Source organism: Roseibium sp. TrichSKD4 (assembly GCF_000148725.1).
GTDB lineage: Bacteria > Pseudomonadota > Alphaproteobacteria > Rhizobiales > Stappiaceae > Roseibium.
On record NZ_GL476301.1, the window covers coordinates 33,850 to 60,348 of the forward strand.

The window sequence follows — 26,499 nt, forward strand, 5'->3', positions numbered from 1 at the left end:
GGGTTAGCGCGCCTTCTCTTCACGATACATGGACCAGAGGAAGTAGGCGATAAACATCAGCATGATGAGAAAGAGGACAACGGCAATGGCTGCGCCATAGCCCATGCGGAAACCATATTCCGAAAGCGCCACTTCGAACATGTAAAAGCTGAGAACCCGGCTGGCACCGAATGGACCGCCATTGGTCATGATCGATATAAGGTCGAAGGACCGCAGGGCGCCAATGATGGTGACGACGAATGCAATGAATGTCGCTGGGCGAAGCTGAGGCAGGATAATGTACCAGAGCATTTTTCCCCCTTTCGCGCCATCAAGTCGGCCGGCTTCAATCTGCTCCGGATCAACGGCATTCAGGCCGGTGAGGTACAAGATCATGCAATAAGCTGTTTGCGGCCAAAGACCGGCGATGATGATGCCTGTGGTGACATAGTTTTCGTCGCCCAACACATTGATCGGCCCCAGCCCGAACTGAGCAAGGACGATGTTCAAAAGGCCAAAGGTTGGATCATAGAACCAGGTGAAAACCAGCCCGACCACGACTTGTGAAATGACAAACGGAAAGAAGAAGAGGGATTTATAAAGCCTGATGCCTGTAACCGTTTGATTGAGAAACAGTGCGATAAACAGCCCTGCCGGGATCGCGAGCAAATAGAGAACCAGCCAGATCAGGTTGTTCTTCAAGGACGTGTAAAAGGCATCGTCCCAATAGAGCTCTTCGTAATTGTAAAGCCCGACATATTCGCGTGTGCCCAATCCGTCCCATTCGTAAAAGGAAATGTTGAAGGACTGGAAAATTGGAAAAATCACATAAACCAGAAAGAACAAAACGCCGGGAGCCAAAAAGAGCCAAGGCGCGAGTTTCTGCTGGTTCTTGTGCCACCAGCTTTCAGCTTTGGTGTCATGTGAGGTCGATATGTCGGCCATGGCCGTCTCCGCCAATCTGCGCAAGTCGGAAAAGTTAGGCTGCTAAAAAAGGTTTTGAGCCGGAGTAAGTGAAGGAACGGTGAGAGTGGAGCGCCATAACGCTCCACTCAAATTGGTTGACCGTCCTTACTTGTAGATACGGCCGCGTGCGCGTTCCAGACGCTTCAGGATTTTGTCCAAATTGTCTGGCTTGACCATGAACTCTTGCAGGCCTTCCATGGCGACCTTAGCCATTTCAGCTGGTGCGTCACGGTCAAAGAACTGTGCGACCCCGCCTGGAGAGTTGGTGGACAGCATGGCGAAGCCTTCTTCAAGGAACTTGTCCTTGTCGACGGAAGACTTGGCATTGACCGGCAGCTGACCAAGGTTCTTGCCATCGTTGATCCAGGTCTGAACATCAGCAGACACAACATAACGCAGGAACTCGCGGGCTGCTTCCTTGTTGGAGGCATTTGCCGGAATGTGGAATGTGTCCGTCGGCGCATCTTCAGCCAACTCTACATTTGGATTGATGGCCGGAAACTGGTAGAAGTCCAGTTGGTCGTCGGAAAGGCCAGCTTCACGAAGCGGGGCAACGGCGAAATTCCCCATCAAGTAGGCTGCAGCGTCGCCCTTGACCATAAAGGGCAGAGCTTCCTGCCAGCTATAGGCTGTGTGGTTGTCGATGAACGCACCCATGTCAATCAAGTCACGCCAGTTTGCAAAAGTTGCCCGAACTTCGTCGCTCTCCCAAGATGCCTGTCCAGTCAGGAGTTGCATGTGGAAGTCAAAGCCATTGGTGCGCATGTTCAGGTAGTCGAACCAACCACCAGCGGTCCAAAGATATTTGGTGCCGATTGTATAGCACTTCTTGCCTGCATCGATGATTTTCTGGCAGTTGGCTTTTTCTTCTTCAAAGGTCTTTGGCTCTGAAAGACCCAGATCGGCGAAGATGTCTTTGCGGTAATAAACGCCCCACTGATAGTAGGTGTAGGGAACACCCCATTGTTTGCCGTCAATCGTGAGTGCACCTTTGGTCGAGGCAAGGTTTTCGGCGATCTCAGGCTCTGCCCAAAGATCGGATACATCTTCAAACAATCCTGCCTCAACATATGGCCGCATCCGGTTCGCAGCATACCAAGTGGCGACATCTGGCGTGTCGGCGGTCAGGAAGTTGCGGATCTGGGTCTTGTATGCTTCCCGGTCAATGATTGTCGTCTTGATGTTCAAATCAGGATGCAGCTCCTGAAAGTCACCAATCATCTTTTCCATCGTCGCCCGTGGTGCGGGGTTGGATGTGTCTAGGAAAATGGTCAGATCCCCATTCAGGCCTTCGGCCAAAACAGATCCTGACATCAGTGCTGATAGTCCAATGGCAGCTGCCGTCGTCTTCAACATGGAACGCATAGTATCCTCCCTGTGGTTCCATTATGTGAAACTTAGTTTTGTATATTGATACTCTGCGTTCGTCACGTTAGGTTGTCAAGAACTTCCGCTGAGACAGAGCGGAGCATGGGAGGAGAGAATGGAGCACTGGGTTGCTGGCGATGGAACCGTCGGCAAGGCCTTTGCAGTGTTGGATCGGGTTGCTTCATTTGGGCGGCCTGTTCGGTTTGGCGAGTTGCTTGATGGCAGCCCGTTCCCGAAAGCGACGCTTTATCGGTTGGTCCAAACGCTCACCGGCGAAGGGGCGCTTCATTATGACGAGGAACGCCAAACCTACAGCGTTGGCTTGAGGCTTGTTGGTCTGGCGCACTCGGCCTGGGCGCAGAGTTCCCTTGCGCCGATTGCTCGGCCAGCCGTTGATGCGCTTTCTCTTGAATGTGGTGAAACCGTTCACCTGGCCCAACTGGATGGTGGGCAAGTGCTCTATGTCGACAAGCGGAACGCGCTCAAGCCGATTGAGATGTATTCCCAAGCTGGCAAGGTGGGGCCGGCCTATTGCACTGGTGTCGGCAAGGCGATGTTGGCTTTTCTTCCTGATGAGCAGATGGTCAGTGTGGTTGAGAAGCAGGCCTTTTACCGCTTTACCTCAACCACTCTTGCAAATGCGAATGCGCTGAAGGCTGAACTCACAGTCATAAGATCTGATGGGGTTGCCTACGACCGCGAAGAACATGAGCCGGGCATCATTTGTATAGCTGCCCCGGTCTTGTCCCGTCGGGGAATGCCGATTGGGGCCCTGTCTATTACAACATCCACGCAGCGCCACACTCTGGATGATCTCGAAATTTTCCGTCAACCGCTATTGAGCGCGGCAACCACAATCGCCGATGCCGCTGAAGCATGGCAATTCCCCGCTTGAACAATCAGGAGCCAGCATGTCCGGAGTGAAATTATCAAAGGCGATCAAGAAATACGGTGATGTTCAGGTCATCCATGGGGTCGATCTTGATATCGAAGATGGCGAGTTCTGCGTGTTTGTTGGTCCATCTGGATGCGGGAAATCAACCTTGCTTCGGATGATCGCCGGACTGGAAGAAACGTCAGGCGGGAAGATCGAGATCGGTGCTCGGGATGTCACCTCGATGGATCCAGCCAAGCGGGGTGTTGCCATGGTGTTTCAGACCTACGCGCTCTATCCGCACATGACGGTGGCAGAAAACATGGGTTTTGGCCTCAAAATGAACGGTCATCCCAAAAGTGAAATTCAGGCGAAGGTGCAAGAAGCCAGTCGAATCTTGAAGCTGGACGAGTATCTGAAGAGGAAGCCGAAAGCTCTTTCTGGTGGTCAAAGACAGCGAGTTGCCATTGGCAGGGCTATTGTTCGCGGGCCGGAAGTGTTCTTGTTTGACGAGCCTCTTTCAAACCTCGATGCAGAGCTCAGGGTGGACATGCGTGTTGAGATTGCCCGGCTTCACAAGGAGATTGGCGTGACCACGATTTATGTGACGCATGATCAGGTCGAGGCGATGACATTGGCCGACAAGATCGTGGTCTTGCGTGCGGGGCGGATCGAGCAGGTCGGTCCGCCGATGGAGCTTTACGCCAATCCGGCGAACAAGTTTGTGGCGGGGTTTATTGGCTCGCCAAGTATGAATTTCATGGAAGCGCAAGTGAAAGATGGAGCCGTTGTGGTTCCAGCTTTGGCGAATGCGCGCATCGAGGCTGATGTTGCTCTGCCGGGCAATGGCGCAAAAGTGTTGGTGGGTGTCCGCCCACAGCACTTTGATCTGAAGCCGGGACAGTCTGGTGCGACCATTGATCTGTCAGAACAGCTCGGCAACGTGGCCTATGACTATATTGTCTGTCCGTCGGGTGAGCGCATCATCGTTGAGACCAAGGGTGAAGATGCTTTGCCATCTGGCACGCCGGTCGATCTAACAGTCCAGCCGGATAAGGCCTTTTTCTTCGATGCCGATACAGAGCAGCGGCTGAAATAGCCGCTTTTGCTCAACTGTTTGTGTGATGCGGCGATATCGCGCACAAGCTGACTATCGGCATTGATACGGGCGGGAAACAGCGGCCTAGTGGCGCAAAATTCGAGGGTGTTATTGGGTCCGTCAATGAATTCAATTAGCTAACGCTGGTTTCCCGATGGTGCGTTTTGTGCGAAGAAAATCTCGGGGTTTGATCTGGATCTAAACTCACATATGAAATTTACTATACGTTTGGAAGCTCCTGCTTTAATTGGCTTCTAGAATTTGGTATGACCTACCTTAGAAAAGGTCTAAGGCAAGCAGGATGCGCATGCTGCCACGATGAGCTTGAGGGGCTTGCTCACCAGTGGTCGCCGACGAAATCAGCCGGATTGAATTTCCGGGCGGAGAGGAAAAGGACGATCCGATGGATCTTAATGCCTATTTTGAAGAGCGATTGTCTCAGCTTCATGAAAATGGCAACTATCGGGTGTTTGCAGATCTGGAACGTCAGGCAGGGAACTTTCCCCGCGCGACGCGCTATCGTGAAGATGGCACGACTCAAGATGTGGCGGTCTGGTGTTCAAATGACTATCTGGGCATGGGGCAGCACGACAAAGTCGTTGGCGCGATGCAAAGTGTACTGGACAAGTGCGGCGCCGGAGCAGGCGGAACGCGCAACATTTCCGGAACCAATCATTACCATGTGCTTCTCGAGCAGGAACTTTCGGACCTGCACGCAAAGGAAGCTGCTCTGATCTTCACATCGGGTTATGTCTCGAACTGGGCGGCACTTGGAACACTCGCATCGCAAGTGCCGGGCATAATCGTCTATTCCGATGCTCTTAATCACGCTTCCATGATTGAAGGAATTCGTCATGCTCGCTGTGAAAAGCGCATTTTCAAGCACAATGATGTGACCGATCTTGAGCGCTTGATGGCGGCTGATGATCCGGCTGCGCCGAAAATGGTTGCCTTTGAAAGCGTCTATTCCATGGACGGTGATATCGCGCCAATCAAGGAGATTTGCGACGTAGCTGATCGCTTCAATGCGATCACCTATCTGGACGAAGTTCACGCTGTCGGTATGTATGGTCCTCGTGGCGGTGGTGTCGCCGAGCGTGAAGGCCTTATGGATCGGGTGACGATCATTGAGGGAACACTGGGCAAGGCCTTTGGTGTTATGGGTGGATACATCACCGGCACCAAGAATATAGTCGACTTTGTTCGCTCTTTCGCAAGCGGGTTCATTTTCACAACAGCCCTGCCGCCAGCGCTGGCTGCTGGTGCTGCCGCCTCCATTCGGCATTTGAAAGAAAGCTCCGAAGAACGAGATGCGCATAAAGCTGCTGTTGCCCGTGTGCGTGCGGAACTCGATAGGCGTTCAATTCCACACATGGAAAACCCAAGTCACATCGTGCCTGTGATGGTGGGGGATGCCAAAAAGTGCAAATGGATCTCTGATATCCTGCTGGACACCTATGGCATTTACGTCCAGCCGATCAACTATCCAACCGTTCCGGTGGGTGCAGAGCGATTGCGGTTTACGCCAACTCCGTTCCACACTGAGGACGATATTCGTAACCTTGCGGAAGCTTTATGTGATCTCTGGTCCCAGTGCGCGCTTGCAAGGGCAGTTGCCTAACCAGGCTGGTCTGCGATCCTGATTTTGTAAAAGGCGTTGATCGCGATCAGCGCCTTTTTGCATGATCAGGTTTGATGGTGTTAGCTGATCGCTGCGTCGGCAATGCGCTCTAGCCGTTCTTGTAGATCGTTGATGTCGACGATTGTGCTGGCAGTAAAAGCGCGGCCAATCGGGTCTTTGGTGAGTGCGGCTTCGTAGTGAAACCCGAGTGCTTTTGAGATCATGTAGTAATGGGGCGAGCCCATGCTGGGGCTGAACAGTTCGAGCAGATGGCCCTTTTGTTCTGCCCGATAAACAATATTGGTGAGCGCGGCGCCGTGTGCGCCAACGACAGCTGGCGCACCAAAAAACGTCTCGATTTGCTCTTTCAGTGACAAGGTTCCTGGGTCAAGGACCTTGAAACCGAATTTCTTTGCCAATTGAGACACTTCATCTTGGTTGCGGTAGACACGTCCGTTTGCTGCATTGCCTTGACGTAGGGCAAATACAGGGGCGCCTTGTTTAGGTGCTATCTTGTTCGTGAACTGTTTGGCGACCCATTCAATGGTGTGGCGCTGGTAATCAGCAGGGCACGGCACAAAGGCTTTGCCAACCTCGATAACTGCCTTGTTTCCCTGAACGATAACCTGCCTGTCCTCAAATACGCCAAGGTCCTGTGCCTGGCGAAAGAAAGGTGTTTCCGCTGCTTTTTGATTGATGAGCAGCGGTACCTCCTTATTCAGACCCGCGATCTCGACGACGTAGAGCTTGCTCATAATCCGATTGATAAAATGGAAGTAATTGTCACCATGAAGATGGTGTAAAAGAATGGCGCTCGGGAGCTTTTGGGTGCTGCGTCCAAGATGATTGAAAAATCTCGGGTTTCTCTCCCGATCAGGTTTATCGCTGGTGCCCCAGATAACTTTGCCCTTGTTGAAGAGCAGGCCAAATTTTGGATCTACAGTGCAAGGCGCGTTTGTTTCGTAAAGCGATTCTTGTTCCGGTTGGTCATTCCAGTTTTCCAGCCAAAGCCGCGCTTCGGTGGACATGTTTTCAGGAACCGGCAAGCTCTCTTTGTCGAATAGCTTGTGATAAATGCTTGTCAGGCAATCGTTAAACTGGGCAGACGGCCAGCACGTATCGATGGTGCCTTGAAATGCCTTTCTTGCCTGATGATATCGAGCTCGGAGTGGATATGACATCTTTATTGAAACGATCGGCTTTATGAATACCAAAGTGCCCGAAGGCGTTATCACAATTCCGGCAATTGCAGAAGATGGAACCTTGTATCCCGTCGAAAAACTCAAGGCTCACGTAGATGCCTTGTTTCATCTCGCTGTTTCTGTTTTCGTTTTTGATGGGGACCATCTTCTTATCCAGCAACGGGCAGCGGACAAATATCATTGTGGCGGCCAGTGGGCGAATACCTGCTGCACGCATCCACATTGGGGCGAAAACCTGCAGGATTGCGCTGAACGTAGATTGCAGGAAGAGCTTGGCTTTTCATTGCCGCTCACTGAAATGCGGGTGGAGGAATATTTTGCTGCCGTCGATGGCGGCCTTCATGAACATGAGCGTGTCACCCTGTATAGAGGGCAAGCTGACAAAGCGTTCTTGAAGGTGAGGCCAAATCAGGCCGAAGTTTCTCAAACACGATGGATTACTGCAGAAGAGCTAAAGCGGGAGATGGCTCACAGTCCCGAAGCGTTTACACCTTGGTTCCATATCTATTTGGATCGCTTCCCAACCTTGGTTCTGTGATGATGCTGTCAAATAACGGTAAGTGCCGTTGATGTTATCGAAAGTTTGCCGTTTCTTGTGTTCAGAGTCCCGTAGGGATATGTATAAGTTTCATTGTTCTTAGTTCTGATTCCGCAATGTCTCGACTGGCTTGTCCGGTGATCAGGGCTTCATTGGTTCGCGCTGAAAAACCCCTTAACTGATTGAAGAGTATGGATACCCATTGGGTTTTGGATGTGTGAATATGCCGGTTAGTTGATCCGAAGCACGCATTTTCTGGCATATTCTCATGAGACCTTCAAAACGCAACAAACGGTGTGGCGATCTGTTCAAGGAACGCCTGGCCGCAATCATCGATATGAACCATTCGTTGGTGCGGCTGTCTGGTCTGATGCCTTGGGATGAATTTGATGCGGAGTTCGGCAGGCATTATCGCCCCTTGGGACGACCGGCCAAACCAACGCGTCTGATGGCCGGGCTGCACTTTCTCAAGCACATGTACGATCTTTCCGATGAAGAGACGGTTGAGCGTTGGGTTGAAAACCCCTACTGGCAGTCTTTCTGCGGTTTTGAGTTTTTCCAGCACCAATTCCCCATTGATCCCTCAACCATGACCCGCTGGCGCAAACGGATTGGTCCTGAGGGAATGGAAAAGCTTCTTTCTGCTACGGTAGGTGTTGCGATTGAGAGCGGGACGATCAAGAAGAGCAGCCTTGAGCGGGTCTTGGTTGATACGACCGTTCAACCCAAAGCCATTGCCCATCCCACCGATAGCCGTCTTTATCACAAGGCCTTGCAGCTTCTGGTGCGCCAGGCCAAGAGGGCCGGCATCATCTTGCGTCGCAGCCATACCAGAGTTGCCAAAAAGGCGGCCTTGATGGCGGGCCGTTATGCCCATGCCAAACAGTTCAAGCGGATGCGCCGGGAACTCAAAAAGCTGAAGACCTATCTGGGCCGGGTCTATCGCGACATCTCCCGCAAGATCGCAGGCAACGAAGGTCTTGAGCACCGGTTCTCCCGTCTGCTGGGACTGGTGGAGCGGCTTCTGGCCCAGACCCCCAAGGACAAAAACAAGATTTATTCCATGCATGCGCCGGAAGTGGCCTGTATTGCCAAGGGCAAGGCGCGAACACCTTACGAGTTCGGGGCCAAGGTTGGCATTGCCACGACCAATCGGGAAGGATTGGTTCTTGCGGCGAGGGCTTTTGAGGGCAATCCCTATGATGGGCACACCTTGAATGACACCATCAGTCAGGCTGAGAAAGTCTGCGGCACCAAAGCTGAGCGTGTCTATGTGGACCGTGGCTATCGGGGGCATGATTATGAGGGCGACGCCAAGGTCATGATCTCCGGCCAGAAGCGCGGGCTGACGGCACAGATGAAGCGTGAGCTGAAACGACGATCAGCGATCGAGGCCACCATCGGCCACATGAAAACAGATGGACGACTTGACCGGAACTTCCTCAATGGCAAAAATGGCGATGCCATCAACGCCCTGCTGGCCGCAGCCGGTCATAACCTGCGTCTGATCCTCAATGCACTGATCATTTTGCTGCTCTGGATCACAAACCCCATCCCCAAACCGGTCAAATCGAATATTTGCGTATTGCTTCGGCCACGCGCAACATCAATGGCTTAGACGTTGTTCAGGGCGGACTCATTGGGTTGCGGTGGCAATCGCCTTATACTACGCGCTGCTGTAAGGGCAGCTCGGGAGCGGAAATGGCTACTGGCTTGTTGTTGTTGGCGTTTTTTACGGTCAGTTATACGCTGATCGCCAAACGACTATCTGCCACCGTTATTACAGCCCCAATGGTTTTCCTGGGTTTTGGGGTGCTCATTTCCGTTAGCGGATTGATGCCCACGGATGATGCTGAGGGTCTGTTGCACATCGTTGCAGAACTGGCCCTCATCATTCTTCTATTTTTGGATGCTGCGCAAATCGACCTGAAGTCTCTTCGGACCAATTACATTTGGCCATTGAGAATGTTGCTCATCGGATTGCCGCTCTCTGTGCTGTTGGGCACCTTGGCATTTTGGCCCATTCTTGGGGGAGAGCTTCCATTGGTGGCGATTGCGCTTCTTGCGGCGATTTTGGCCCCCACTGATGCTGCACTTGGTCAGGCTGTTGTTACGAATGAGGCAGTTCCAGGTAGAGTGCGGCGCGGATTGATTGTTGAAAGCGGTCTCAATGACGGATTGGCTCTTCCGGTTATCTTGCTGTTCGCCAGTTTGAGTGCGAGCGCCATGCAGGAAGAGGGGGCAAACTGGTTGCTTTTCGGAGTAAGCCAGATTGTGCTTGGTCCCCTTGTTGGCGGAATTGTGGGCTGGATTGCCGGGCAGATGTTCCTTGCAGCTAAACGCCGCAAACTCACATCTCAACACATTGAGGGAATAGGTGCGATTGCACTGGCCTGTGCGTGCTACTTGCTGGCAGATCTTGTGGGTGGCAACGGCTTTATCTCTGCTTTTGTTGCCGGGCTCATGTTCGGAAATACGGTGAAGGGTCAGTGTCCGTTCATTTATGAGTTTACCGAAGAAGAAGGTCAGATGCTGACATGGAGTGCCTTCTTCTTAATCGGGTTGGCTCTTGTGCCACATGCTGTTCAGCACCTTGACCTGACAACGCTTGGCCTCATCTGCATCAGCTTGTTTGTTGTGCGCCCCTTGGCGATCTGGATCTCGCTCATCGGCACGAAATCATTGCCGGAAACGCGATTGTTCTTCGGCTGGTTTGGGCCTCGTGGTCTAGCAACCGCACTGTTTGCCTTGTTGATCGTTGAGCAGATCGACCCGGAACTCGGTGAGACAATCCTTAACTTTGCAGTCAATGCGGTGTGGATCAGTGTCGTGCTTCACGGTGTGAGCGCCGTGCCGGGCGCCCATTGGTATGCGGCGCGGATTAACACCCGCTCCAACCCAGCCGAATTGATTGATCTACCAGCTATGAAGCCGGACGAGCCTCAGGCTGTCTCTGAATAGGCGCGCGTTAAAACACCTGGTCCCATGTGGCTCGGTATGAGGGAGAAATAGATGACGCCACAATCCTTAGCCAAACTAAGCTCATTGCATGATCGGAAACCGCAATATGCCTTGGTTGGCGAGGTTGATCTTGTCGTGGTCCGGTTTGATGAAGAGGTGTCGGTTTTTTACGGACGGTGCCTTCACCGCGGCGCATTGATGTCTGATGGATTTGTTAAAGACAACAACCTGATCTGCGGTGTGTACTACTGGGACTATCGGGTCGATACTGGCGTTTCAGAATACAACAACGCAGAGGTTCTGCCCAAATTTCAGTCATGGATTGAAGGTGATGACGTTTTAGTTGATGCCGACGAGATTGCAGCGTGGGCAGAAGCAAATCCGCAACCCTTCGATCGTGACGCTTATCTTGGGCTTTATGCCGATACAAGCCATGGTACGGAAGAAGAGCCATACACTGGCTTGATCCAAAGGTATGCGCGCGAGGGATTGTCGAAAACAGGGCATCACGGTGTAGTCGATGCCATGGGGGTGCCGCGTGGCCAGTTACCGGACTGGGATGACATTCAGATTCTGACTGCGCAGCTTCATCGCATGCCGCTGCTGGATGACGAGGCTGTCGGGACCGAAATTGTCATTGGCCCGAACGCCAAAAAACCTTTGAAACTGGCAATCCCGCTGATGGTTTCGGACATGAGCTACGGGGCCTTGTCGGAACCTGCAAAGCTCGCGCTCGCCCGTGGTGCAGAGCTTGCCGGAACCGGGATATGTTCGGGCGAAGGCGGTATGTTGCCTGAAGAGCAGGAAGCCAATTCCCGATATTTCTATGAACTTGCATCCGGTCGCTTCGGATTTGAATGGGACAAGCTGGCGAAGGTTCAAGCCTTTCACTTTAAAGGTGGGCAGGGTGCGAAAACCGGAACTGGTGGGCATCTTCCCGGCAACAAGGTGAAAGGCAAGATTGCTCAAGTTCGTGGCTTGAACCAAGGCGAGGCTGCGATCTCGCCATCCCGTTTTCCTGATTGGGCTGACATTTCTCAAATCAGGGAATTTGCAGATGAAGTGCGCAGTCGAACTGGCGGCATTCCGGTCGGCTACAAGCTGTCCGCGCAGCATGTCGAAAAAGATATAGATGCGGCTCTGGAAGTGGGCGTTGACTATATCATTCTCGATGGTCGTGGTGGCGGTACGGGCGCTGCGCCGATTATCTTTCGAGATAACATATCTGTTCCGACCATTCCGGCTTTGGCTCGCGCTCGGCGCCACCTGGATAGTTTGGGGCGGAAAGATGTGACCCTTGTGATTACCGGAGGTTTGCGTAAGCCCGCTGACTTCATAAAGGCTCTGGCACTTGGCGCGGATGCTATCGCTCTTTCCAACTCCGCTATGCAGGCAATTGGCTGTCTTGCAATGCGCGCCTGCCATACGAACAACTGCCCGGTTGGAATTGCCAGCCAGAAACCGCATTTGGTCAACCGGTTGGTCGTTGAAAAGTCTGCCCGTCAACTAACAAACTTTTTTGAGGCATCTGTAGAACTCATGCAGGTGATGGCTCGCGCCTGCGGACACCGTCACTTGTCTGACTTCAATTTGGACGATCTTACGACCTGGAAGAAGGACATTTCAGAGCTGTCTGGTGTCCCATTCGGCGGGTTGGCTTAAGGGCAGGTGGAGACATTTTCATGACCACGCAGAATGTTGAATGGATCTCGGTTGGCCGGGTCGAGGATTTGCCGGAAGGGCGAGTGAAAACGGTTACGGCCCGCACGACCTCTATTTGCCTGTCACATTTTGACGGCCAATGGGCGGCGATGGACAACAAATGCCCTCACCAGGGCGGGCCTCTCGGGGAAGGGTCTATCGAAAAGGGGGAAGGCGGTAAGTGCTGGATCCGCTGTCCATGGCATGGGTGGGATTTTGACCCTCTCACAGGTGCGCCTCCCGGTGGCCATGAGGATACCGGCCAGACGCTCTATCCGGTTAAAGTTGAGGCGGGCGAGATCTTTATCGGTCTTGAACCTGAACCTGCCCGTGAGCGCACTGTGACTGATGTCATGGCCGAAACGATGGTCAACTGGGGTGTGAAGCGGGTGTTTGGAATGGTTGGTCATTCCAATCTCGGATTGGCGGAAGCTCTTCGGACGCAAACCATCAAAGGTACACTTGGCTATGTTGGCATTCGCCATGAAGGGGCTGCTTCTTTTGCGGCATCTGCCTACGGCAAATTAACCGGTAAACCGGCTGCGTGCCTGGCAATTGCGGGGCCGGGGGCAACCAACCTTCTAACCGGCCTTTGGGATGCCAAGGTCGATCGGGCCCCCGTCCTTGCTCTGACGGGTCAGGTTCAGACCCAGGTTTTCGGGCCAGGGGCCTTCCAGGATATCGACTTGAAATCTGCGTTTCAGGCAGTGTCGAAGTTTTCTCAGCCTGTTCTGTCGTCTTCGGACCACGGGGAGCTGATGTCGCTGGCGCTCAAAAACGCGATTGTTCAACGGGACGTCGCCCACCTTATTTTTCCCGATGATGTGCAAACGGTTCCAAGCGAGGCAAAAGCCAAGGGTCCTGAAGGGCGCATGGGCGGGAATGTCGTCGTGCCCAATGCCAATGATGTTTCATCAGCTGCAAAAATGCTGAACAGTGCCAAACGTCCGATCATTGTCCTTGGTTATGGTGCAATTGAAGCACGCGATAAGGTGATTGCGCTTGCCGAAAAGATCGGCGCACCTGTGCTGACGACATTCAAGGGCAAGGGGCTGATTTCAGACACCCATCCAAATGCTGCGGGTGTGTTGGGCCGGTCGGGGACACCGATTGCCAGCTGGTTCATGAACGAATCCGATTTGATTCTGTCACTTGGGTCCTCCTTTGCCAATCACACCGGAATTGAACCCTCAAAGCCGATCATTCAGGTCGACTTTGAGCAAATGCAGCTTGGTAAGTTTCATCCGGTCACGCTGCCAGTCTGGGGTGAAATTGGGGCGTTTTGCGATGCGATTGCGCCAACAGTGTCGAGAGACCCGGACGCACCGGATCAGATTACTGAACTGGTGGAGCGCTGGGAAATCTGGCGTAAGGAAAAAGAGGCTCGACTCGCCGAGGATCATGGCTCTGGTGTTCATTCTGCCTCTGTTTTCAAGGTCTTGACTGAACTCGCGCCAGAAGATGCGATTATCCCGGTGGATGTTGGCAACAACACCTACTCCTTCGGGCGCTATTTTGAGCCAAAGGGGCAGCGTATCTTGATGTCCGGCTATCTCGGTTCCATCGGTTTCAGCTTTCCTGCTGCTCTCGGAGCATGGTGCGCGACACAGGACTTTGCAGATTACAAAGGCCGAAAAGTAATCTCCATTTCAGGCGATGGAGGCTTTGGGCAATATGCGATGGAGTTCAACACCGCGGTCAAATACGGGATGAACATCACGCATATCCTTTTAAATAACAGCCAGCTTGGCAAGATCTCGAAAGAGCAAAAGGCAGGCGAGTGGCCAGTGTGGGAAACAAACCTTACCAACCCATCTTTCGCAGCTTTTGCCCGACTATGCGGTGGACATGGCACACGTGTAACAGAGGCGGGGCAGCTGCATGATGCGATTGCAGAAGCCCTTGCCCATGACGGCCCGTCGCTGGTGGAGATCATAACGGACCCCGAACTCGTTTAAGTCCAAGCGAGGCGGATGATATCAGTGCCGGTATTTCTGAGTGGTACGAAAAGGAAAGACAATGACGACAGCCATGCTTTTGGTGATGTGGGTTCAGTATTACCTTTATGTCGGAGCAGGTGTTGCGCTTGTCTTTCTGCTTTTCGGAATGGACCGGATCGACGCGTCAGCTCATGGAAGCTATGCGTTCCGTCCGCTTTTGATCCCTGGAATTTGTCTGTTATGGCCGTTGGTTCTTTATCGCTGGTTGCAGCTGGAGCGCGCCCAAAGTTCAGAAGAGGGGAAAGCAAAATGAAGCGGCCTCATCGAACAGTTCACGCCCGTCTCTGGCTCGTTCTGGCATGGGCGCTTCCAGTTGTGTTTCTTGGGGTAATGGCCTTGAAACAGACCGCGCCCAATAATCGGCCAGCGGTACTTCTGGAAGCACCTTCAGACACTGGAGGGCAACAATGAGCGTTAAATACAATCCGGTGATCTGGAACCGGAACAAATATATCTATGATGCGTTTCTTTTGATTGCTGTTGCGCTCTACCTATACATTTATTTACGAGTTGCACCGGGTTTTCAGGATGTCACGAGGCCTCTTGACGGCGCAATCTTGCGGATGCGCGCCTTTGGCAGCTGTGCGTTTTTGATGCTTACAGTGATCCTGTGCATTGGACCGCTGGCCCGGTTGGACCGACGTTTTTTGCCGCTTCTTTATAACCGCCGGCACTTTGGAGTGCTGACTGCTGCTATTGCTGCGGTTCATGCAAACTATGTCCTTGGTTGGTATTTCGCATTCAGCCCGACCAACTCTTACGAAGCCCTTTTGTCATCCAATACCAGCTATGGACAGGTTCTCGGGTTCCCGTTTGAAGCTCTTGGTATTTTTGCGCTTCTCGTTCTGTTTGTGCTGGCCGCAACCAGTCACGATTTTTGGCTGAGTTTTCTTGGTGCCCCCCTTTGGAAGGGGCTGCACATGATGATTTACGCTGCCTACGCAGCTGTTGTGCTTCATGTTGCACTTGGAGCTTTGCAAGGCCGAAGTGATCTGCTCATGACGTCCATGGTTGCCATGAGTGTGCTGGCTGTTTGCGGTCTCCATTTTGTCGCCGGACGACAGGAACTTGCTGCTGATCAAGATGAAGAAGAGCGGGCTTCCGATGTTGCTCCAGAGGCTGAGGGTTGGGTCGTGGTTGGCCCGTTGGAAGAGATTGCCAACAACCGGGCGAAGATCGTGTCCGTGCCCGGACATGACCGGGTGGCGGTTTGGCGATACAAGGGCAAGCTTTCTGCGCTGAGCAATGCTTGCCAACACCAGAATGGTCCGTTGGGGGAAGGGCGCATTATTGACGGTCTCGTGACCTGCCCATGGCATGGCTACCAGTACAGACCTGAGGATGGATGTTCTCCTGCCCCGTTTACAGAACGAATTTCGACCTACCGGCTGAAACTTATTGAGGGTGTGATCTATCTTGATCCCAAGCCCTTTGCGCCGGGAACACCTGTTGAACCTGTCTTGATTGGAGATGCAGCATGAGCGAGTCCAAACACCGCCATGAGGCACCCATTTTTGTTGGCTACCTGAACTCCATTCCCAAACCTCTGGCAACGTTCCTCCTTGTGTTTGCGGTTTGCTTTTCAGCAGGAATGGGCGTCGCAGCATTTGGTTTGTCCTCCGTGCAGCCAGACCCGGGAGATGGCGCTTTTCGTTGGGGAAACCGATTTGAACAAACCGGCTATCTGGAGATGCGCCCTTATCCTGTTTTCCGTGTCGCCGGGGAAAACGGCGAGCCGGATCGCACGTACATGGTGTCCGGGCAAGGCAAACGTGGTGTGTTTCGGCAAGCCGAGAAGTACAAGGGCCAAGCGGTTACGCTGCGGGGCGTTCCTCTTCGGCGCGGCGATCTGACAATGGTTCAGGTTGGCCGCGTTCGCCCGAGCGAGGACGGTGCAGTTGTGACGCCGTCGAACGAGGTGACATCACTGGGAAAGTGGCGCCTGACCGGTGAAATCTGTGATGGCAAATGCTACGCGGGGGCGATGCGCCCTGGGCGTGGTCTTGCGCACAAGGCATGTGCGGATTTTTGCCTGACGGGCGGTGTTCCGCCGGTTTTTGTCAGTTCAGGAGATGTTTCCGGGCGCAACTTCTTTCTCCTGACGGACAAGGATGGCGAGCTGTTGGGTGAGGAGCTCAAGGACCTTCTGGCGCTCTATATTGAGGTGGAAGGCGAGGTTGAGCAGCTGGATGATCTCCTTGTTTTCAAGGCCGATCTTGATACTGCGAGGGTCATTCGATGAGTGCTTCTCATGTCCGTTCCCCAAAAGGTTTGCTTGTAACCGTCGTCGTGACAGCGGTTCTGTTGGTTGCCAGCTATTACGTTTTTACAGGGGCGAATGATCTTGCTCGGGAATATGCTCGTGGCACTCTCTTGACCGATCTGCGCTTTGTGGTCGGCCTATTGGCGGTCTATCTCTTTCTCACGATAGCTGATCGCATTGTTTCATTTGTTCAAGGCAAGTTTCAAAAGGAAGGTTGATTCCGGTGAAGCTCGGCTTGACACATTGCCCGCCTTGTTGAAGCTTGCGGCCTTCCATGACCTCTGATTTTTAGGGGGAGGCTGCTTTGCTCGCCCAACCGACAGATTTCCTACGGTCCCTTTTTGATCGTGCAGTTGAAGTTGCCGATCCGATGAAAAGTTTGGCGGGGGCTTTGCCGGAAAAACCTCAAGGCCGCGCCGTTGTTATTGGTGCTGGAAAGGCGTCTGCCCGGATGGCTGAAGCGCTGGAAGCGACTTGGGGTCCGTGTGAAGGACTGGTGATCACGCGTTATGGCTATGGACGCCCTTGCCAAGGAATTGAAATTGTCGAGGCGGCCCATCCTGTTCCCGATGAAGCAGGTGTTCTTGCGACGCGCCGCATGCTGGATCTTGTTGCCGGGCTTGGAGCGGACGACACTGTGATTGCCTTGATTTCTGGTGGTGCATCTTCTCTTTTGATCTCTCCAGCTGGTGATATCACCCTTGCCGAGAAACAAGCGGTCAACAGCTCTCTTCTGGCCTCGGGCGCGCCGATCAGTCAGATGAATGTTGTGCGAAAGCACCTTAGCCGTGTGAAGGGGGGGCAGCTCGCCGCAGCCGCATACCCTGCGCGCATGCTGGCGCTGCTTATATCTGATATCCCCGGTGATGATCCGGCCATGATTGGCTCTGGCCCGACCGTTGGCGACAATTCCACCGTGCAGGATGCGCTGGATGTGATGTCCAAGTGGAACATTGAAACACCGGCTTCAGTCGCTGCGGCGCTTGAAGCTGGAAGCGGTGTATTGCCGCCTGACGACGACATGCTCTCAAGAGTGTCAAACGTCATTTTTGCAGCGCCGTCCCAATCGCTGGACGCAGCTGCTGAGGTGGCCCGCGCCGAAGGAGTTCAAGTTGAAATTTTGGGTGATGCACTGGAAGGGGAGGCCCGTGATGTGGCCATTGCCCATGCAGAGCTTGCCAAACAACGCCTTGGTGAGATGGCTGAGGGCGATGTACCTTTGGTGTTGCTGTCAGGCGGCGAACTGACGGTTACCCGAACGGGCAATGGTGTCGGCGGGCCAAATGCTGAATATGCACTTGCTCTCGCAATCGCGCTGGAAGGAGCGCTGGGGATTTATGCCATTGCCTGCGACACAGATGGTGTTGACGGGGCTGCGGAAGTTGCCGGTGCCGTGATCGATCCGGACACTTTGAATAAGGCGAAAGATGTTGGGCTCGAGCCGGAAACCGCGCTCGTGTCAAATGACGCTCACACGTTCTTTGAAAAGGTCGGATCGCAAGTGGTTCCCGGCCCGACCCTGACGAACGTCAATGATTTCCGCGCCATTCTGGTTCGCAAGTACTAGGGTCCTGGCCCTATTGACCCATCAAGTTAGGCAGCAATGTTGTGATCCAGGGGATAGCGACAAGCAATGCAAGGCGAACAATGTCCGCAATCCAGAACGGTGTTACGCCCTTGAAGATTGTCGCTGTTGAGACGTCAGGCATGACACCGCGCAGAACGAACACATTCAGTCCAACTGGCGGTGTGATCAAGCTGATCTCGGTGACCACCACGACCACGATGCCGAACCAGATTAACACCATCTCCGGTGGAACGCCGGGGAAAATGAGTTCGGAAATCATCGGGTAGAAGACCGGGACGGTCAGCAAGATCATGGACAGGCTTTCCAGGATACAGCCCAAGACCAGATAAACCGCGATCACAAACATCAACACCATGAAGGGTGAAAACCCTGCCTGACGGACCCAGTCTGTCAGAATGGTTGGCAAGTCGGCGATGTTGATGAAGTTCGAGAACATCAGTGCGCCGATCAACACCGAGAAGATCATTGCGGTGGTTCTCACACTCTGGGTGAGGATCTCCAGCAAGCTTTGCCAGGTGAGTTTGCCGCGTATCAGCGTGAACAAGAAGGCTCCGCTGGCTCCAATTCCTGCCGCTTCCGTTGGTGTGAAGATGCCGCCGTAAATGCCGCCCATTACCAGCAGGAACAAGAGCAAAACCCCCCAGACACCGCGAAGGGCAATCAATCGCTCGCTCCATGAGAGACGTTCGCCGGGAGGACCAGCTTCCGGGTTCAGCCAAGTGGTTGCGCGTACAGCTGCGAGATAAAGCACAATGCCCAAAATACCGGGAAGAACACCGGCCATGAACAGCATGCCGATATTCTGCTCGGTCATGATGCCGTAGAGAACGAGAATAACGCTTGGCGGGATGAGAATGCCCAGCGTTCCACCTGCTGCAATTGATCCTGCTGCAAGGCTGTCGGAATAGCCGAATTTGCGCATGGAGGGCATGGAAACCCGTGCCATTGTTGCAGCGGTTGCAAGGCTGGAGCCGCAGACCGCGCTGAAACCGCCACAGGCAACAACGGTAGCCATGGCGAGGCCGCCACGACGATGACCGAGAAAAGCGTTCGCAGCCGAATAGAGCTCGTGGGACAGGCCGGCCTTGGTCACAAAGTTGCCCATCAAAATGAACAAAGGCACGACAGAGAGTGTGTAGGCGAGCCCTGTCTCATAGGTCACAGAGGCAATCATTGCCATGGCAGCATGCCAGTTCACCATGTAGGCAAAGCCACAGGTTCCAACCAGCCCCATGGCAAAGGCAATCGGGACGCGCAACAGGATCAGCGCAAGCAATATGGCAAAGCCAATTATGGATTCCAGCACGTTGAAACCTCGAAGACGCGGGGGCTAGAGAGCGGATGAGTGGGTTTTGCGACCGGCAAAAGCACACGCTGCCAAATAGACCAGTGACATGGCACTGATCGCGGTGGATAGGCTCATGATGATCGTGACCGGAGCAACCGGTAGCAGGAGCACTGCGGTTTGATCACCATAGTCCAACTGTTCCATGGCCTTTAGCCACAGGCGATAGCTCAGGAAGCACAACATCACCGCACATAGGAGATGGATCAAGCCGTCGCGAAACTGCCGCAAGGGTTTAGGCAAAGCGAAATCCATTAGATCGACCGAAACATGTTCACCAGCCGCTGTGACCAGCGGGAGGCCTGCAAAGATGAGCGTCGCCATCATGAGCTCGGTTATCTCAAAAGCGCCCGGCAGTGGGGCGTTAAAGATGTACCGGCCCCAGACATCAATGAAGGTGAGGCCCATCATCGCGAACAACAGGGTGGCTGCGGCGATTTGAAGAATTTGGGACGCCTTGCGGGCGCCCCAGTTGCTTTGGATTGACACGCTGGGTCTCTGGATCAGTTGGAGCCGGACGCGTTGGCGATTTCAGCGCGCAAGTCGTTCATCACCGCTGCACCATCAAGGCCTTTTTCCTTGACTGCATCGACCCAAGCAGCCTCAACGGCGCTGGTTCTTTCCTTGATCTCCGCCACCAATTCATCAGAAGCGTTGATCAGAGCAATTCCGCTTTCTTCCATTGCTGTATGTCCCACGCCGTCTGCATCATCCCAGCCCTTGCCGGCAATGCGGGAGAAGTTTTCACCGGACACGCTCATGATTGCGGCCTGGTCTTCGGCAGAGAGCTTGTCAAAGGTCCGCGGGTTCATCACGAGAAAGAAGCTGGTGTTATAGAGACCGCCCGGGATAAGTGTCCCGTGTTTTACCAGCCCTGTCAGCTTGAATGACTTGATGGATTCTTGCGGGAAGAAGACACCGTCCGCAACACCGGCAGACATCAATTCATAGGACTGCGGGGCGGGTTTCAAAAGGGCTGTTGCGCCAATGGACTTGGCCACATCATTGACCACACCACCGCCAACGCGGATTTTCAGACCTTCCAGATCGGCCAGTTTTTCTATTGGACGGGAGGAGTTGAAGATATGGCCTGGACCGTGGGTGAACAGGCTGAGAAGTTTGACGCCGCGATGTTCGTTGAACTGCGCGAAGTGCTTTTCGTGGATGCGCCAGTAAGCCACCGAAGTTGCCGTTGCGCTGTCACCGAGGAACGGCATTTCGACAGCTTTGGTCATCACGAAACGACCGGGCTGATACCCGTGAACGCCATAGGAGACATCTGCCAAACCGTCTTTTGCGATGTCGAAATGTGCCGGCGGTTTGCCGAGTGGTTTCGGCAGGATCTTGATTTTGACATTACCGCCCGTTGCCTTCTCGACTTCTTGTGTCCACGGCACAATCATGTCGGCAACAATGGGATGTGAAGGCGGCAACCAGGACGACAGGTTCAATGTTGTTTCAGCAGAGGCCGCGCCGCCCCAAAGGGTTGTTGCAGCAACAAATGCGCCAAGGCTGGCGGACATAAACTTCTTGATCACGGTCTTTCCTCCCAGCCGTTTCCATCCTCCTGCAAACGGCATGTCCTCTTGTTTGTACCGAGCAGCTGCTCCGTGTCTTTTGACTGTCCAGACCAGAACTCCTCGCTTCCAGTCTAGTCGCATCCTTAATTCGGTACATGAAAAATCTATACATAGACCGACTGGTCAGTCAATATATCTAAGCGTCAAACGAATGACTGATCTCGTGTTGTCTCAAGAAGCTGCCTGACAGCAAATTTCTGTACCTTTCCCATGGCGTTGGAAGGCAATTGGTCCAGTATGACGACATCTTTTGGATGCTTGAAACGGGCAAGCCGATCGTCAAAATGTTTGAGGATGTCGGTTTTTGTCACCGTGTATCCCGGCAGGAGCGATACGACCGCAACCGGGACTTGCACCCAACGCTTATCATCGCGGCCAACAACAGTTGCCTGCGCAAGTCCGGAGATTTCATTCAAAACAAGCTCAAGTTCTGCCGGATAGATGTTCTCACCACCTGAAATAATGACGTCTTTCTTTCTGTCATTGATATAAAAGAAGCCGTTGGCATCTCGATAGCCAACGTCACCAGTGTAAAACCAACCTTCCCTCAGACTGCGTTTGCTCTCCGTTTCGTTGTTCCAGTAGCCGCGCATGAGGTTTGGCCCCTTGATCAGGATTTCGCCGGACTGGTTGTCCGCAATATCCGTTCCGTGATCATCCACCACACGCGCTTCACAGTGGAGGGCAGGCTTTCCGGTCGAGCCTAGTTGGCTGACGGCGTCCTCGGACTTCAGATAGATCGCAATCGGGCAGGTCTCTGTTGAGCCGTAGACTTGCAGAACCGGGACTTTTCTGTCGTGGAAGGCCTGTACTAGCCCTGTTGGAACGACCGAGGAGCCGGTGGAAACGGACTTCAGACTGGAGAGGTCCGCCGCTGACCAATCTGGATGTGAAATCAGGGCTTGCAAGGTGGCCGGGACCAAAACCGTCAGGGTTGGGCGAGCATCCTCGATTGCCTTAAGGGTATCTGACGGATTGAACTTGCGGTGCAGTTCAACAGTTGCTCCGCAGTAAAGGGCCGGTGTGGTCTGGATGTTTAATCCGCCGACATGAAACATGGGCAAGACAGTCAGAACCGTGTCCTTCGCCGTCATGTCGTGCATGTGCAGGCTGTTGAGGGCATTCCACTGGATTGCCTTTTGTGTCAGCACAGCCCCTTTGGGATGCCCTGTTGTTCCAGACGTATAAACCAGCAGAACCGGAGCATCATCTGCTCCGTGCGCGGGGGCAGGTGCCTTCGGTAGACCCGTCTGGCTTGAGGACAGGCTGAGCCAGTCGTCTGCCGAAAAATCAGCGGCAAGAAATTGGCAATCCGGCAGGCTTTCTTTCAAGCCTTCAGCGTGCTCTTTGAAGTGGGCTTCGCATACACAAAGGCGCGGGCTTGCATCTTGAAGGATGTAAAGGTGCTCTGGTGCGGCGAGCCGCCAGTTGAGCGGCAGAAAGAGCGCTCTCAACCGTGCGCAGGCGAAAAACAGGATCAGAAAGTCCGGGCTGTTGTGGCCAAGGAACGCAACCCGCTCCCCCTCTTTGATCTGATGCCGGTGTTTGAGAATTGCTGCGCAAGTCTTTATCCGGTTCGACAACTCGGCATAGGACATTGCCGAGCCTTCAAAGGCGAGGGCGGTCTTTTGAGGGGTAAAGCTCGCGTGTTTTTCGATCCAGCTTGCGAGGTCGTTCATTCGTCGCTTTCACCGCGTTCGTAGAGGGCCTCGCGGCCAATTCGGTCAAGACAGAGCTCTGCCGTCCAAGGAAGCATCAGCGAGCCGCATCGGCTGTCGCGATAAAGCCGCTCAAGCGGCAGTGACTTGAGCATGGATTGCCCCCCGCAGGTGCGGATTGCCAACTGGCATAACTCGTTTGCGTTTTCCATAACCGTGTATTGAGCTGCCCAGGCACGTAGCATCTGGTCTTTGGTTGGGTTAGGCCCCGCCTCGCTGATCACTTGGAACCACAGCGCCTTTGTTTGCTCCAGCATGATGCGCATATCAGCCACCGCATGCTGCTTGGTTGGATACATGCGCCGTTTGACCGGTGGAGTTCCGGGCACCTCGCCGCGCAGATATTGCACGGTGAAATCATATGCAGCCTGGGCGATGCCCATATAAGTGGGCGATAGGGTGAGGAACATGTGCGGCCAAGTGGCGGCGGCCTCAAAGTAGACCCCTTTGGGCATCAGGGCAGCATCGTCAGGAACAAAAACATCTTTGAAAACGAGATTGCGGGAGACGGTGCCTCGCATGCCAAGCGGGTCCCAGTCACCGTAAACTTCGACACCTTCGGCGTTCGCAGGAACAGCCACATACATGGTGTCGCGGCGGCTCAGATTTTCCGTTTTTTCCGTGCAGAGCACGCCATAATAATCGGCAGAACCAGACAGCGAAGCAAAGATCTTTTTTCCGTTGATCAACCATCCACCGTCTACGCGCGTTGCCAATGTGCCAAAAGGTTTGGTGCCTGCAGCTGCAGTTCCGCCTTCGGAAAAGGGCTGGGCATATATCGCACCCTCTTTCACGATGCGCTCATAATGAACCGCGCGGCGGTTCTCATGTTCCGAGCGTTGCGCCGGTTCCATGGAAAGATCATCGGCAAGCGCGCCGGTCCATAAACAGGAACAGACATGCATGTTCCATGTCAGGGATGTTGTTCCGCAAAATCGACCTATTTCAGCGGCCGTCAGCATGTAGGTCTTGTAGTCTGCCCCGGCGCCACCGTTTTCTTTGGGAACGCAAATGCCGAGAAGGCCATTGGCGTGCATGTCCCGATAGTTCTCCATCGGGAAGACCGCATCTCGGTCCCATTTGTGCGCGCGTGGGGCAAGTGTGTCTTGCCCGAATTGTCTCGCCAACGCTGTCAGTTCGGCTTGTTGATCGGTAAGCCGGAAGGCAGTCGGATCAAAAATTGGTTCAGGTGTTGCGGCAGGAGACGGAGCAGTGTGTTCAGCAAGAGACATGAGTGTCACCCTTTTCATGGTCCGCGAGAAAGCCTGACAAGGCGGAGTTAAAAGTGTCCGGGGCCTCAAGATTGGCGAGATGGCCGAGGCCGTCCATGCAATGAAACTGTGCATTGGGGATTTTGGAGGCCATCCGCTCCATCATGGCAGCTGGTGCTTGTGTGTCCGCGCTCCCTGCCAAAAGCAATGTTGGTACTTGGATGTTCGGCAGATTGTCTTTGCGGTCAAATGTGACCAGGCATTCCATCATGGTGCGATAGGTGTCCGGAAGGACTGCGCTCATGCAGGCATGGGCAAGTTCCAGTCCCTTTTTGTTTGCTTCCGGTCCGGTCAGTTCAGGTACGAGCGTTGTTGCCACGTCCGCCATCGTTCGCCCGCTCTCCAGCGGTTTCATGCGCGCTGCAATGAATGCGCGCTGAAACTCTCCGTCTGGTCGCCCAAAAGCCGGGCTTGTAGCGGACAGCGTGAGCGTCTTCAGTCTATTGGAATTGTTTGCAACAAATTCCTGCGCAATCATGCCCCCGATGGAATGGCCGACAAGATGGAAGGTGTCGATTTGCTGTTCGTCAACGAACCTCAGAAGCGCTGCCGAAAGGCAGGCAAAGTTGACGCTTTTCAAAGGTGGAGAGGTTCCATAGCCGGGGAGGTCTAAGGCAATTGCCCGGTAATCTGCACCAAGCTCTGCCAGCTGAGGCGCCCAGCTGCGCGCACCGCCACCAATTCCATGCAGGAAGATAACCGCTGGTCCTTGCCCGCTTTCGGTGAAGGATAAATGCCCGCGGTCGCTCATGCGAGCTCTCCAAGGAGCTTTCCGCCTTCGATGACATTGGTGCCATCAAGCGCAATGGTGCAATGGCCAACCGGCAGGTCAAAGTGGCCGAGCGTGTAGCGCTTGGCGAATTCATTGGCTCCGGTTGAATAGAGAAAATTGCCCGGATATGCGCGAAGCTCAGTCCCGTTGGTGTCCCGTTCATCATACATCGTCAGCGCTTCGTAGCGCGCTGCCGGGTTCATGCCCCAGCCTACATGTGAGGTGGCGTAGGCTGCCGGGTCATTCCACGCGGCAAAGTATCTTTTGATCAGCTCCGCATCTGTGCCTTTGCCTGTAATGTCGACAACGAAGTCGTTTTCGATGGTCAAAGTCACGGGGTATTGCAGGTATCGTTTGAAGGTCAGGTTGATATCGCCAGCATCCAAAACAAGGCGGCCGTTGACCGTTCCGGCACCTGGAAAACTCACAACAACACCGCCCGGCCAGTGAGCAACCGTACCGGGACGATCACAGTAGCCCCAGACACCTGCGGTTGGTGCGTTGGTCAAGTCTACCTCTAGGTCTGTCCCAGCTTCCGAGTGAACCGTCATCGTGGACGCCGCACGGAGCATTTTGACTGCTGCCTTAACCTTCGGCGTGAGTGCCGGGTCTGGTAGCAACCGTTCAAGCGCCTCGGGGTGTTCATTACTAACCATGAACAGCCGGGCACCATCGGAAATGATCTCAGGCAGTTCGGGCGCGTGCAGCATGCCTTCAACGGTCAGATCCACAACCATCGAACTTGCCTTGAGAGCAGAAATGGCGGACTTGTGACCGCGCATAGCGTCGCTGGCACCGGTAGAGCGGACTGGAACGGCTACACTTTGAGGAGGCGTTGGCAAAATCACGTGAAAAGGTTTTGCGCCGAGCCGGAGTAAAGCCAGTTCTGTAAGATGAACATTCAGCTGGCGGGACTGGGTTTCAGACAGAATTGCAACTTCTTCGCCGCGTTGCACCTTGCAAAACGACAGCGCTTTTTCGAACACGTCGATCCATTTCGCTTCTATGCGATCTGCCAGCATTATGCCTCCCCCGGCAACCGAAGTACTGGGTGTCAGTATTTCGATTGATTGTAACAATCATTCATGTGTTACGTAATCATGGAAATTAAATTATATCAATAGGAATATAAAATCTGTAATCTGCCAAATGTTGTAGGCTTCGGTGTGGGGGAATGATGGCCAGAAAAGGAACTGATGAAAGGCCAGAAAACGAGGGTGAAACTTCTTTTGTTTCCAATTACCTGTCCGCGCTTTTGGCTCAAGCCAGCTATTTGTTCAGTTCGCAATTCCACACTCATTTAAAGAGGTTTGGCATTTCGGTGCCGACATGGCGTGTTCTGGCCATTCTGTCTGATGGGCAAGGTAAGCCGATTGGAGAGATTGCCAGAATTGGGCTTTATAACCAGCCAACGACCAGCAAGATTATTGATCGTTTGACGGCCGAAGGACTGGTTCAGCGACGGCAGGACGAGGCGGACAAGCGGAAGATGCTTGTCTTTATCACGTCAAAAGGTCAGGAGTTGGTTCGAACACTCATGGATGATGCGATTGAGCATGAAAAGCGCAGCCTTGAGGGCTATTCGCCGGAGGAAGTAGCGCTTCTGAAAAATGTCTTGCGCACGCTTATCAGTCGGCTGGAAAAGGCTTGAGT

General features: G+C 53.7%; 25 protein-coding genes. 15 read left to right on the forward strand and 10 right to left on the reverse strand.

The features are described 5' to 3' along the window. Nucleotides 1-3 precede the first annotated feature (3 nt). On the reverse strand, nucleotides 4-924 hold the full coding sequence (locus TRICHSKD4_RS01845) for a carbohydrate ABC transporter permease (RefSeq protein WP_009465684.1): 921 nt from the start codon (nucleotides 922-924) through the stop codon (nucleotides 4-6). Nucleotides 925-1,050: 126 nt separating this feature from the next. Beyond that, the gene (locus TRICHSKD4_RS01850; protein WP_009465685.1) at nucleotides 1,051-2,310 is read right to left on the reverse strand and encodes an ABC transporter substrate-binding protein; all 1,260 of its coding nucleotides are present in this window, start codon (nucleotides 2,308-2,310) and stop codon (nucleotides 1,051-1,053) included. A 118-nt stretch (nucleotides 2,311-2,428) separates the two neighbouring features. On the opposite strand from TRICHSKD4_RS01850, the gene TRICHSKD4_RS01855 reads away from it, so the two are divergent. The 3 genes from TRICHSKD4_RS01855 to hemA all read left to right on the forward strand — a co-directional run bounded on the left by TRICHSKD4_RS01855 (nucleotide 2,429) and on the right by hemA (nucleotide 5,907). After that, a complete protein-coding gene (locus tag TRICHSKD4_RS01855) occupies nucleotides 2,429-3,208 on the forward strand; it encodes an IclR family transcriptional regulator (protein WP_009465686.1) in 780 nt (259 codons plus the stop codon). A gap of 16 nt (nucleotides 3,209-3,224) precedes the next feature. Beyond that, nucleotides 3,225-4,286, forward strand: coding sequence for an ABC transporter ATP-binding protein (locus TRICHSKD4_RS01860; protein WP_040616004.1), 1,062 nt, complete (start codon nucleotides 3,225-3,227; stop codon nucleotides 4,284-4,286). Between the two features lie 403 nt (nucleotides 4,287-4,689). Then, on the forward strand, nucleotides 4,690-5,907 hold the full coding sequence (gene hemA / locus TRICHSKD4_RS01865; RefSeq protein ID WP_040616006.1) for a 5-aminolevulinate synthase: 1,218 nt from the start codon (nucleotides 4,690-4,692) through the stop codon (nucleotides 5,905-5,907). Nucleotides 5,908-5,987: 80 nt separating this feature from the next. On the opposite strand, the gene TRICHSKD4_RS01870 is transcribed toward hemA, so the two are convergent. Further along, on the reverse strand, nucleotides 5,988-7,088 hold the full coding sequence (locus tag TRICHSKD4_RS01870) for a DUF563 domain-containing protein (RefSeq protein ID WP_009465689.1): 1,101 nt from the start codon (nucleotides 7,086-7,088) through the stop codon (nucleotides 5,988-5,990). Nucleotides 7,089-7,110: 22 nt separating this feature from the next. Here TRICHSKD4_RS01870 and idi point away from each other — a divergent pair, with 22 nt between their 5' ends. The 11 genes from idi (at nucleotide 7,111) to TRICHSKD4_RS01920 (ending at nucleotide 18,139) form a co-directional block, all read left to right on the forward strand. Further along, entirely contained in the window at nucleotides 7,111-7,647 is a 537-nt protein-coding gene (gene idi / locus TRICHSKD4_RS01875) for an isopentenyl-diphosphate delta-isomerase (protein WP_009465690.1), read from the forward strand. A gap of 268 nt (nucleotides 7,648-7,915) precedes the next feature. Continuing rightward, nucleotides 7,916-9,265 (forward strand): IS5 family transposase, encoded by a 1,350-nt coding sequence (locus tag TRICHSKD4_RS01880; protein WP_009465529.1) that lies wholly within the window; start codon nucleotides 7,916-7,918, stop codon nucleotides 9,263-9,265. An 83-nt stretch (nucleotides 9,266-9,348) separates the two neighbouring features. Next, entirely contained in the window at nucleotides 9,349-10,608 is a 1,260-nt protein-coding gene (locus tag TRICHSKD4_RS01885; protein ID WP_009465692.1) for a sodium:proton antiporter, read from the forward strand. A 51-nt stretch (nucleotides 10,609-10,659) separates the two neighbouring features. Next, nucleotides 10,660-12,270 carry a glutamate synthase-related protein gene (locus tag TRICHSKD4_RS01890; RefSeq protein WP_009465693.1) on the forward strand — a complete coding sequence of 537 codons (1,611 nt, stop codon included), beginning with the start codon at nucleotides 10,660-10,662 and terminating at the stop codon, nucleotides 12,268-12,270. Nucleotides 12,271-12,290: 20 nt separating this feature from the next. Beyond that, nucleotides 12,291-14,267, forward strand: a complete 1,977-nt coding sequence (locus TRICHSKD4_RS01895) for a thiamine pyrophosphate-dependent enzyme (RefSeq protein WP_009465694.1) — start codon at nucleotides 12,291-12,293, stop codon at nucleotides 14,265-14,267. A gap of 61 nt (nucleotides 14,268-14,328) precedes the next feature. Then, entirely contained in the window at nucleotides 14,329-14,562 is a 234-nt protein-coding gene (locus tag TRICHSKD4_RS01900) for a hypothetical protein (protein ID WP_009465695.1), read from the forward strand. Further along, entirely contained in the window at nucleotides 14,559-14,720 is a 162-nt protein-coding gene (locus TRICHSKD4_RS30520; RefSeq protein WP_009465696.1) for a hypothetical protein, read from the forward strand. The genes TRICHSKD4_RS01900 and TRICHSKD4_RS30520 overlap by 4 nt, the downstream gene beginning before the upstream one ends. Further along, nucleotides 14,717-15,790, forward strand: a complete 1,074-nt coding sequence (locus tag TRICHSKD4_RS01905) for a Rieske 2Fe-2S domain-containing protein (protein WP_009465697.1) — start codon at nucleotides 14,717-14,719, stop codon at nucleotides 15,788-15,790. The genes TRICHSKD4_RS30520 and TRICHSKD4_RS01905 overlap by 4 nt, the downstream gene beginning before the upstream one ends. Beyond that, nucleotides 15,787-16,551, forward strand: a complete 765-nt coding sequence (locus TRICHSKD4_RS01910) for a hypothetical protein (protein ID WP_009465698.1) — start codon at nucleotides 15,787-15,789, stop codon at nucleotides 16,549-16,551. Before TRICHSKD4_RS01905 ends, TRICHSKD4_RS01910 begins: the two co-directional genes overlap by 4 nt. Next, nucleotides 16,548-16,790 (forward strand): hypothetical protein, encoded by a 243-nt coding sequence (locus TRICHSKD4_RS01915; protein ID WP_009465699.1) that lies wholly within the window; start codon nucleotides 16,548-16,550, stop codon nucleotides 16,788-16,790. The genes TRICHSKD4_RS01910 and TRICHSKD4_RS01915 overlap by 4 nt, the downstream gene beginning before the upstream one ends. 86 nt (nucleotides 16,791-16,876) lie before the next feature. Beyond that, nucleotides 16,877-18,139 (forward strand): glycerate kinase, encoded by a 1,263-nt coding sequence (locus tag TRICHSKD4_RS01920; protein ID WP_009465700.1) that lies wholly within the window; start codon nucleotides 16,877-16,879, stop codon nucleotides 18,137-18,139. Between the two features lie 10 nt (nucleotides 18,140-18,149). Here TRICHSKD4_RS01920 and TRICHSKD4_RS01925 read toward each other — a convergent pair whose 3' ends face one another. The 7 genes from TRICHSKD4_RS01925 to TRICHSKD4_RS01955 all read right to left on the reverse strand — a co-directional run bounded on the left by TRICHSKD4_RS01925 (nucleotide 18,150) and on the right by TRICHSKD4_RS01955 (nucleotide 25,868). Next, nucleotides 18,150-19,466 carry a TRAP transporter large permease gene (locus TRICHSKD4_RS01925; protein ID WP_009465701.1) on the reverse strand — a complete coding sequence of 439 codons (1,317 nt, stop codon included), beginning with the start codon at nucleotides 19,464-19,466 and terminating at the stop codon, nucleotides 18,150-18,152. A 24-nt stretch (nucleotides 19,467-19,490) separates the two neighbouring features. Next, a complete protein-coding gene (locus TRICHSKD4_RS01930; protein ID WP_009465702.1) occupies nucleotides 19,491-19,994 on the reverse strand; it encodes a TRAP transporter small permease in 504 nt (167 codons plus the stop codon). Between the two features lie 14 nt (nucleotides 19,995-20,008). Beyond that, nucleotides 20,009-21,043 carry a TRAP transporter substrate-binding protein gene (locus TRICHSKD4_RS01935; RefSeq protein WP_009465703.1) on the reverse strand — a complete coding sequence of 345 codons (1,035 nt, stop codon included), beginning with the start codon at nucleotides 21,041-21,043 and terminating at the stop codon, nucleotides 20,009-20,011. A 185-nt stretch (nucleotides 21,044-21,228) separates the two neighbouring features. Continuing rightward, nucleotides 21,229-22,764, reverse strand: coding sequence for a class I adenylate-forming enzyme family protein (locus TRICHSKD4_RS01940; RefSeq protein WP_009465704.1), 1,536 nt, complete (start codon nucleotides 22,762-22,764; stop codon nucleotides 21,229-21,231). After that, nucleotides 22,761-24,035, reverse strand: a complete 1,275-nt coding sequence (locus TRICHSKD4_RS01945; protein ID WP_009465705.1) for an acyl-CoA dehydrogenase family protein — start codon at nucleotides 24,033-24,035, stop codon at nucleotides 22,761-22,763. Before TRICHSKD4_RS01945 ends, TRICHSKD4_RS01940 begins: the two co-directional genes overlap by 4 nt. Then, complete coding sequence (locus TRICHSKD4_RS01950; protein WP_009465706.1) at nucleotides 24,022-24,825, reverse strand: alpha/beta fold hydrolase; 804 nt, start codon at nucleotides 24,823-24,825, stop codon at nucleotides 24,022-24,024. The genes TRICHSKD4_RS01945 and TRICHSKD4_RS01950 overlap by 14 nt, the downstream gene beginning before the upstream one ends. Next, entirely contained in the window at nucleotides 24,822-25,868 is a 1,047-nt protein-coding gene (locus TRICHSKD4_RS01955) for a M29 family peptidase (RefSeq protein WP_009465707.1), read from the reverse strand. The genes TRICHSKD4_RS01950 and TRICHSKD4_RS01955 overlap by 4 nt, the downstream gene beginning before the upstream one ends. 152 nt (nucleotides 25,869-26,020) lie before the next feature. Between TRICHSKD4_RS01955 and TRICHSKD4_RS01960 the strand changes: the two genes are divergently transcribed. Beyond that, on the forward strand, nucleotides 26,021-26,497 hold the full coding sequence (locus tag TRICHSKD4_RS01960) for a MarR family winged helix-turn-helix transcriptional regulator (protein ID WP_009465708.1): 477 nt from the start codon (nucleotides 26,021-26,023) through the stop codon (nucleotides 26,495-26,497). Nucleotides 26,498-26,499: the final 2 nt, after the last annotated feature.

What these genes read in the sequence shown, in the direction of transcription:
- TRICHSKD4_RS01955 (WP_009465707.1), bottom strand. Translation starts at nt 25,868, where the DNA reads ATGCTGGCAGATCGCATAGAAGCGAAATGGATCGACGTGTTCGAAAAA.
- TRICHSKD4_RS01940 (WP_009465704.1), bottom strand. Translation starts at nt 22,764, where the DNA reads ATGAACGACCTCGCAAGCTGGATCGAAAAACACGCGAGCTTTACCCCT.
- TRICHSKD4_RS01885 (WP_009465692.1), top strand. Translation starts at nt 9,349, where the DNA reads ATGGCTACTGGCTTGTTGTTGTTGGCGTTTTTTACGGTCAGTTATACG.
- TRICHSKD4_RS01950 (WP_009465706.1), bottom strand. Translation starts at nt 24,825, where the DNA reads ATGAGCGACCGCGGGCATTTATCCTTCACCGAAAGCGGGCAAGGACCA.
- TRICHSKD4_RS01880 (WP_009465529.1), top strand. Translation starts at nt 7,916, where the DNA reads ATGAGACCTTCAAAACGCAACAAACGGTGTGGCGATCTGTTCAAGGAA.
- TRICHSKD4_RS30520 (WP_009465696.1), top strand. Translation starts at nt 14,559, where the DNA reads ATGAAGCGGCCTCATCGAACAGTTCACGCCCGTCTCTGGCTCGTTCTG.
- TRICHSKD4_RS01895 (WP_009465694.1), top strand. Translation starts at nt 12,291, where the DNA reads ATGACCACGCAGAATGTTGAATGGATCTCGGTTGGCCGGGTCGAGGAT.
- TRICHSKD4_RS01900 (WP_009465695.1), top strand. Translation starts at nt 14,329, where the DNA reads ATGACGACAGCCATGCTTTTGGTGATGTGGGTTCAGTATTACCTTTAT.
- TRICHSKD4_RS01850 (WP_009465685.1), bottom strand. Translation starts at nt 2,310, where the DNA reads ATGCGTTCCATGTTGAAGACGACGGCAGCTGCCATTGGACTATCAGCA.
- idi (WP_009465690.1), top strand. Translation starts at nt 7,111, where the DNA reads ATGAATACCAAAGTGCCCGAAGGCGTTATCACAATTCCGGCAATTGCA.
- TRICHSKD4_RS01870 (WP_009465689.1), bottom strand. Translation starts at nt 7,088, where the DNA reads ATGTCATATCCACTCCGAGCTCGATATCATCAGGCAAGAAAGGCATTT.
- TRICHSKD4_RS01960 (WP_009465708.1), top strand. Translation starts at nt 26,021, where the DNA reads ATGATGGCCAGAAAAGGAACTGATGAAAGGCCAGAAAACGAGGGTGAA.
- TRICHSKD4_RS01905 (WP_009465697.1), top strand. Translation starts at nt 14,717, where the DNA reads ATGAGCGTTAAATACAATCCGGTGATCTGGAACCGGAACAAATATATC.
- TRICHSKD4_RS01890 (WP_009465693.1), top strand. Translation starts at nt 10,660, where the DNA reads ATGACGCCACAATCCTTAGCCAAACTAAGCTCATTGCATGATCGGAAA.
- TRICHSKD4_RS01915 (WP_009465699.1), top strand. Translation starts at nt 16,548, where the DNA reads ATGAGTGCTTCTCATGTCCGTTCCCCAAAAGGTTTGCTTGTAACCGTC.
- TRICHSKD4_RS01910 (WP_009465698.1), top strand. Translation starts at nt 15,787, where the DNA reads ATGAGCGAGTCCAAACACCGCCATGAGGCACCCATTTTTGTTGGCTAC.
- TRICHSKD4_RS01860 (WP_040616004.1), top strand. Translation starts at nt 3,225, where the DNA reads ATGTCCGGAGTGAAATTATCAAAGGCGATCAAGAAATACGGTGATGTT.
- TRICHSKD4_RS01945 (WP_009465705.1), bottom strand. Translation starts at nt 24,035, where the DNA reads ATGTCTCTTGCTGAACACACTGCTCCGTCTCCTGCCGCAACACCTGAA.
- TRICHSKD4_RS01845 (WP_009465684.1), bottom strand. Translation starts at nt 924, where the DNA reads ATGGCCGACATATCGACCTCACATGACACCAAAGCTGAAAGCTGGTGG.
- hemA (WP_040616006.1), top strand. Translation starts at nt 4,690, where the DNA reads ATGGATCTTAATGCCTATTTTGAAGAGCGATTGTCTCAGCTTCATGAA.
- TRICHSKD4_RS01855 (WP_009465686.1), top strand. Translation starts at nt 2,429, where the DNA reads ATGGAGCACTGGGTTGCTGGCGATGGAACCGTCGGCAAGGCCTTTGCA.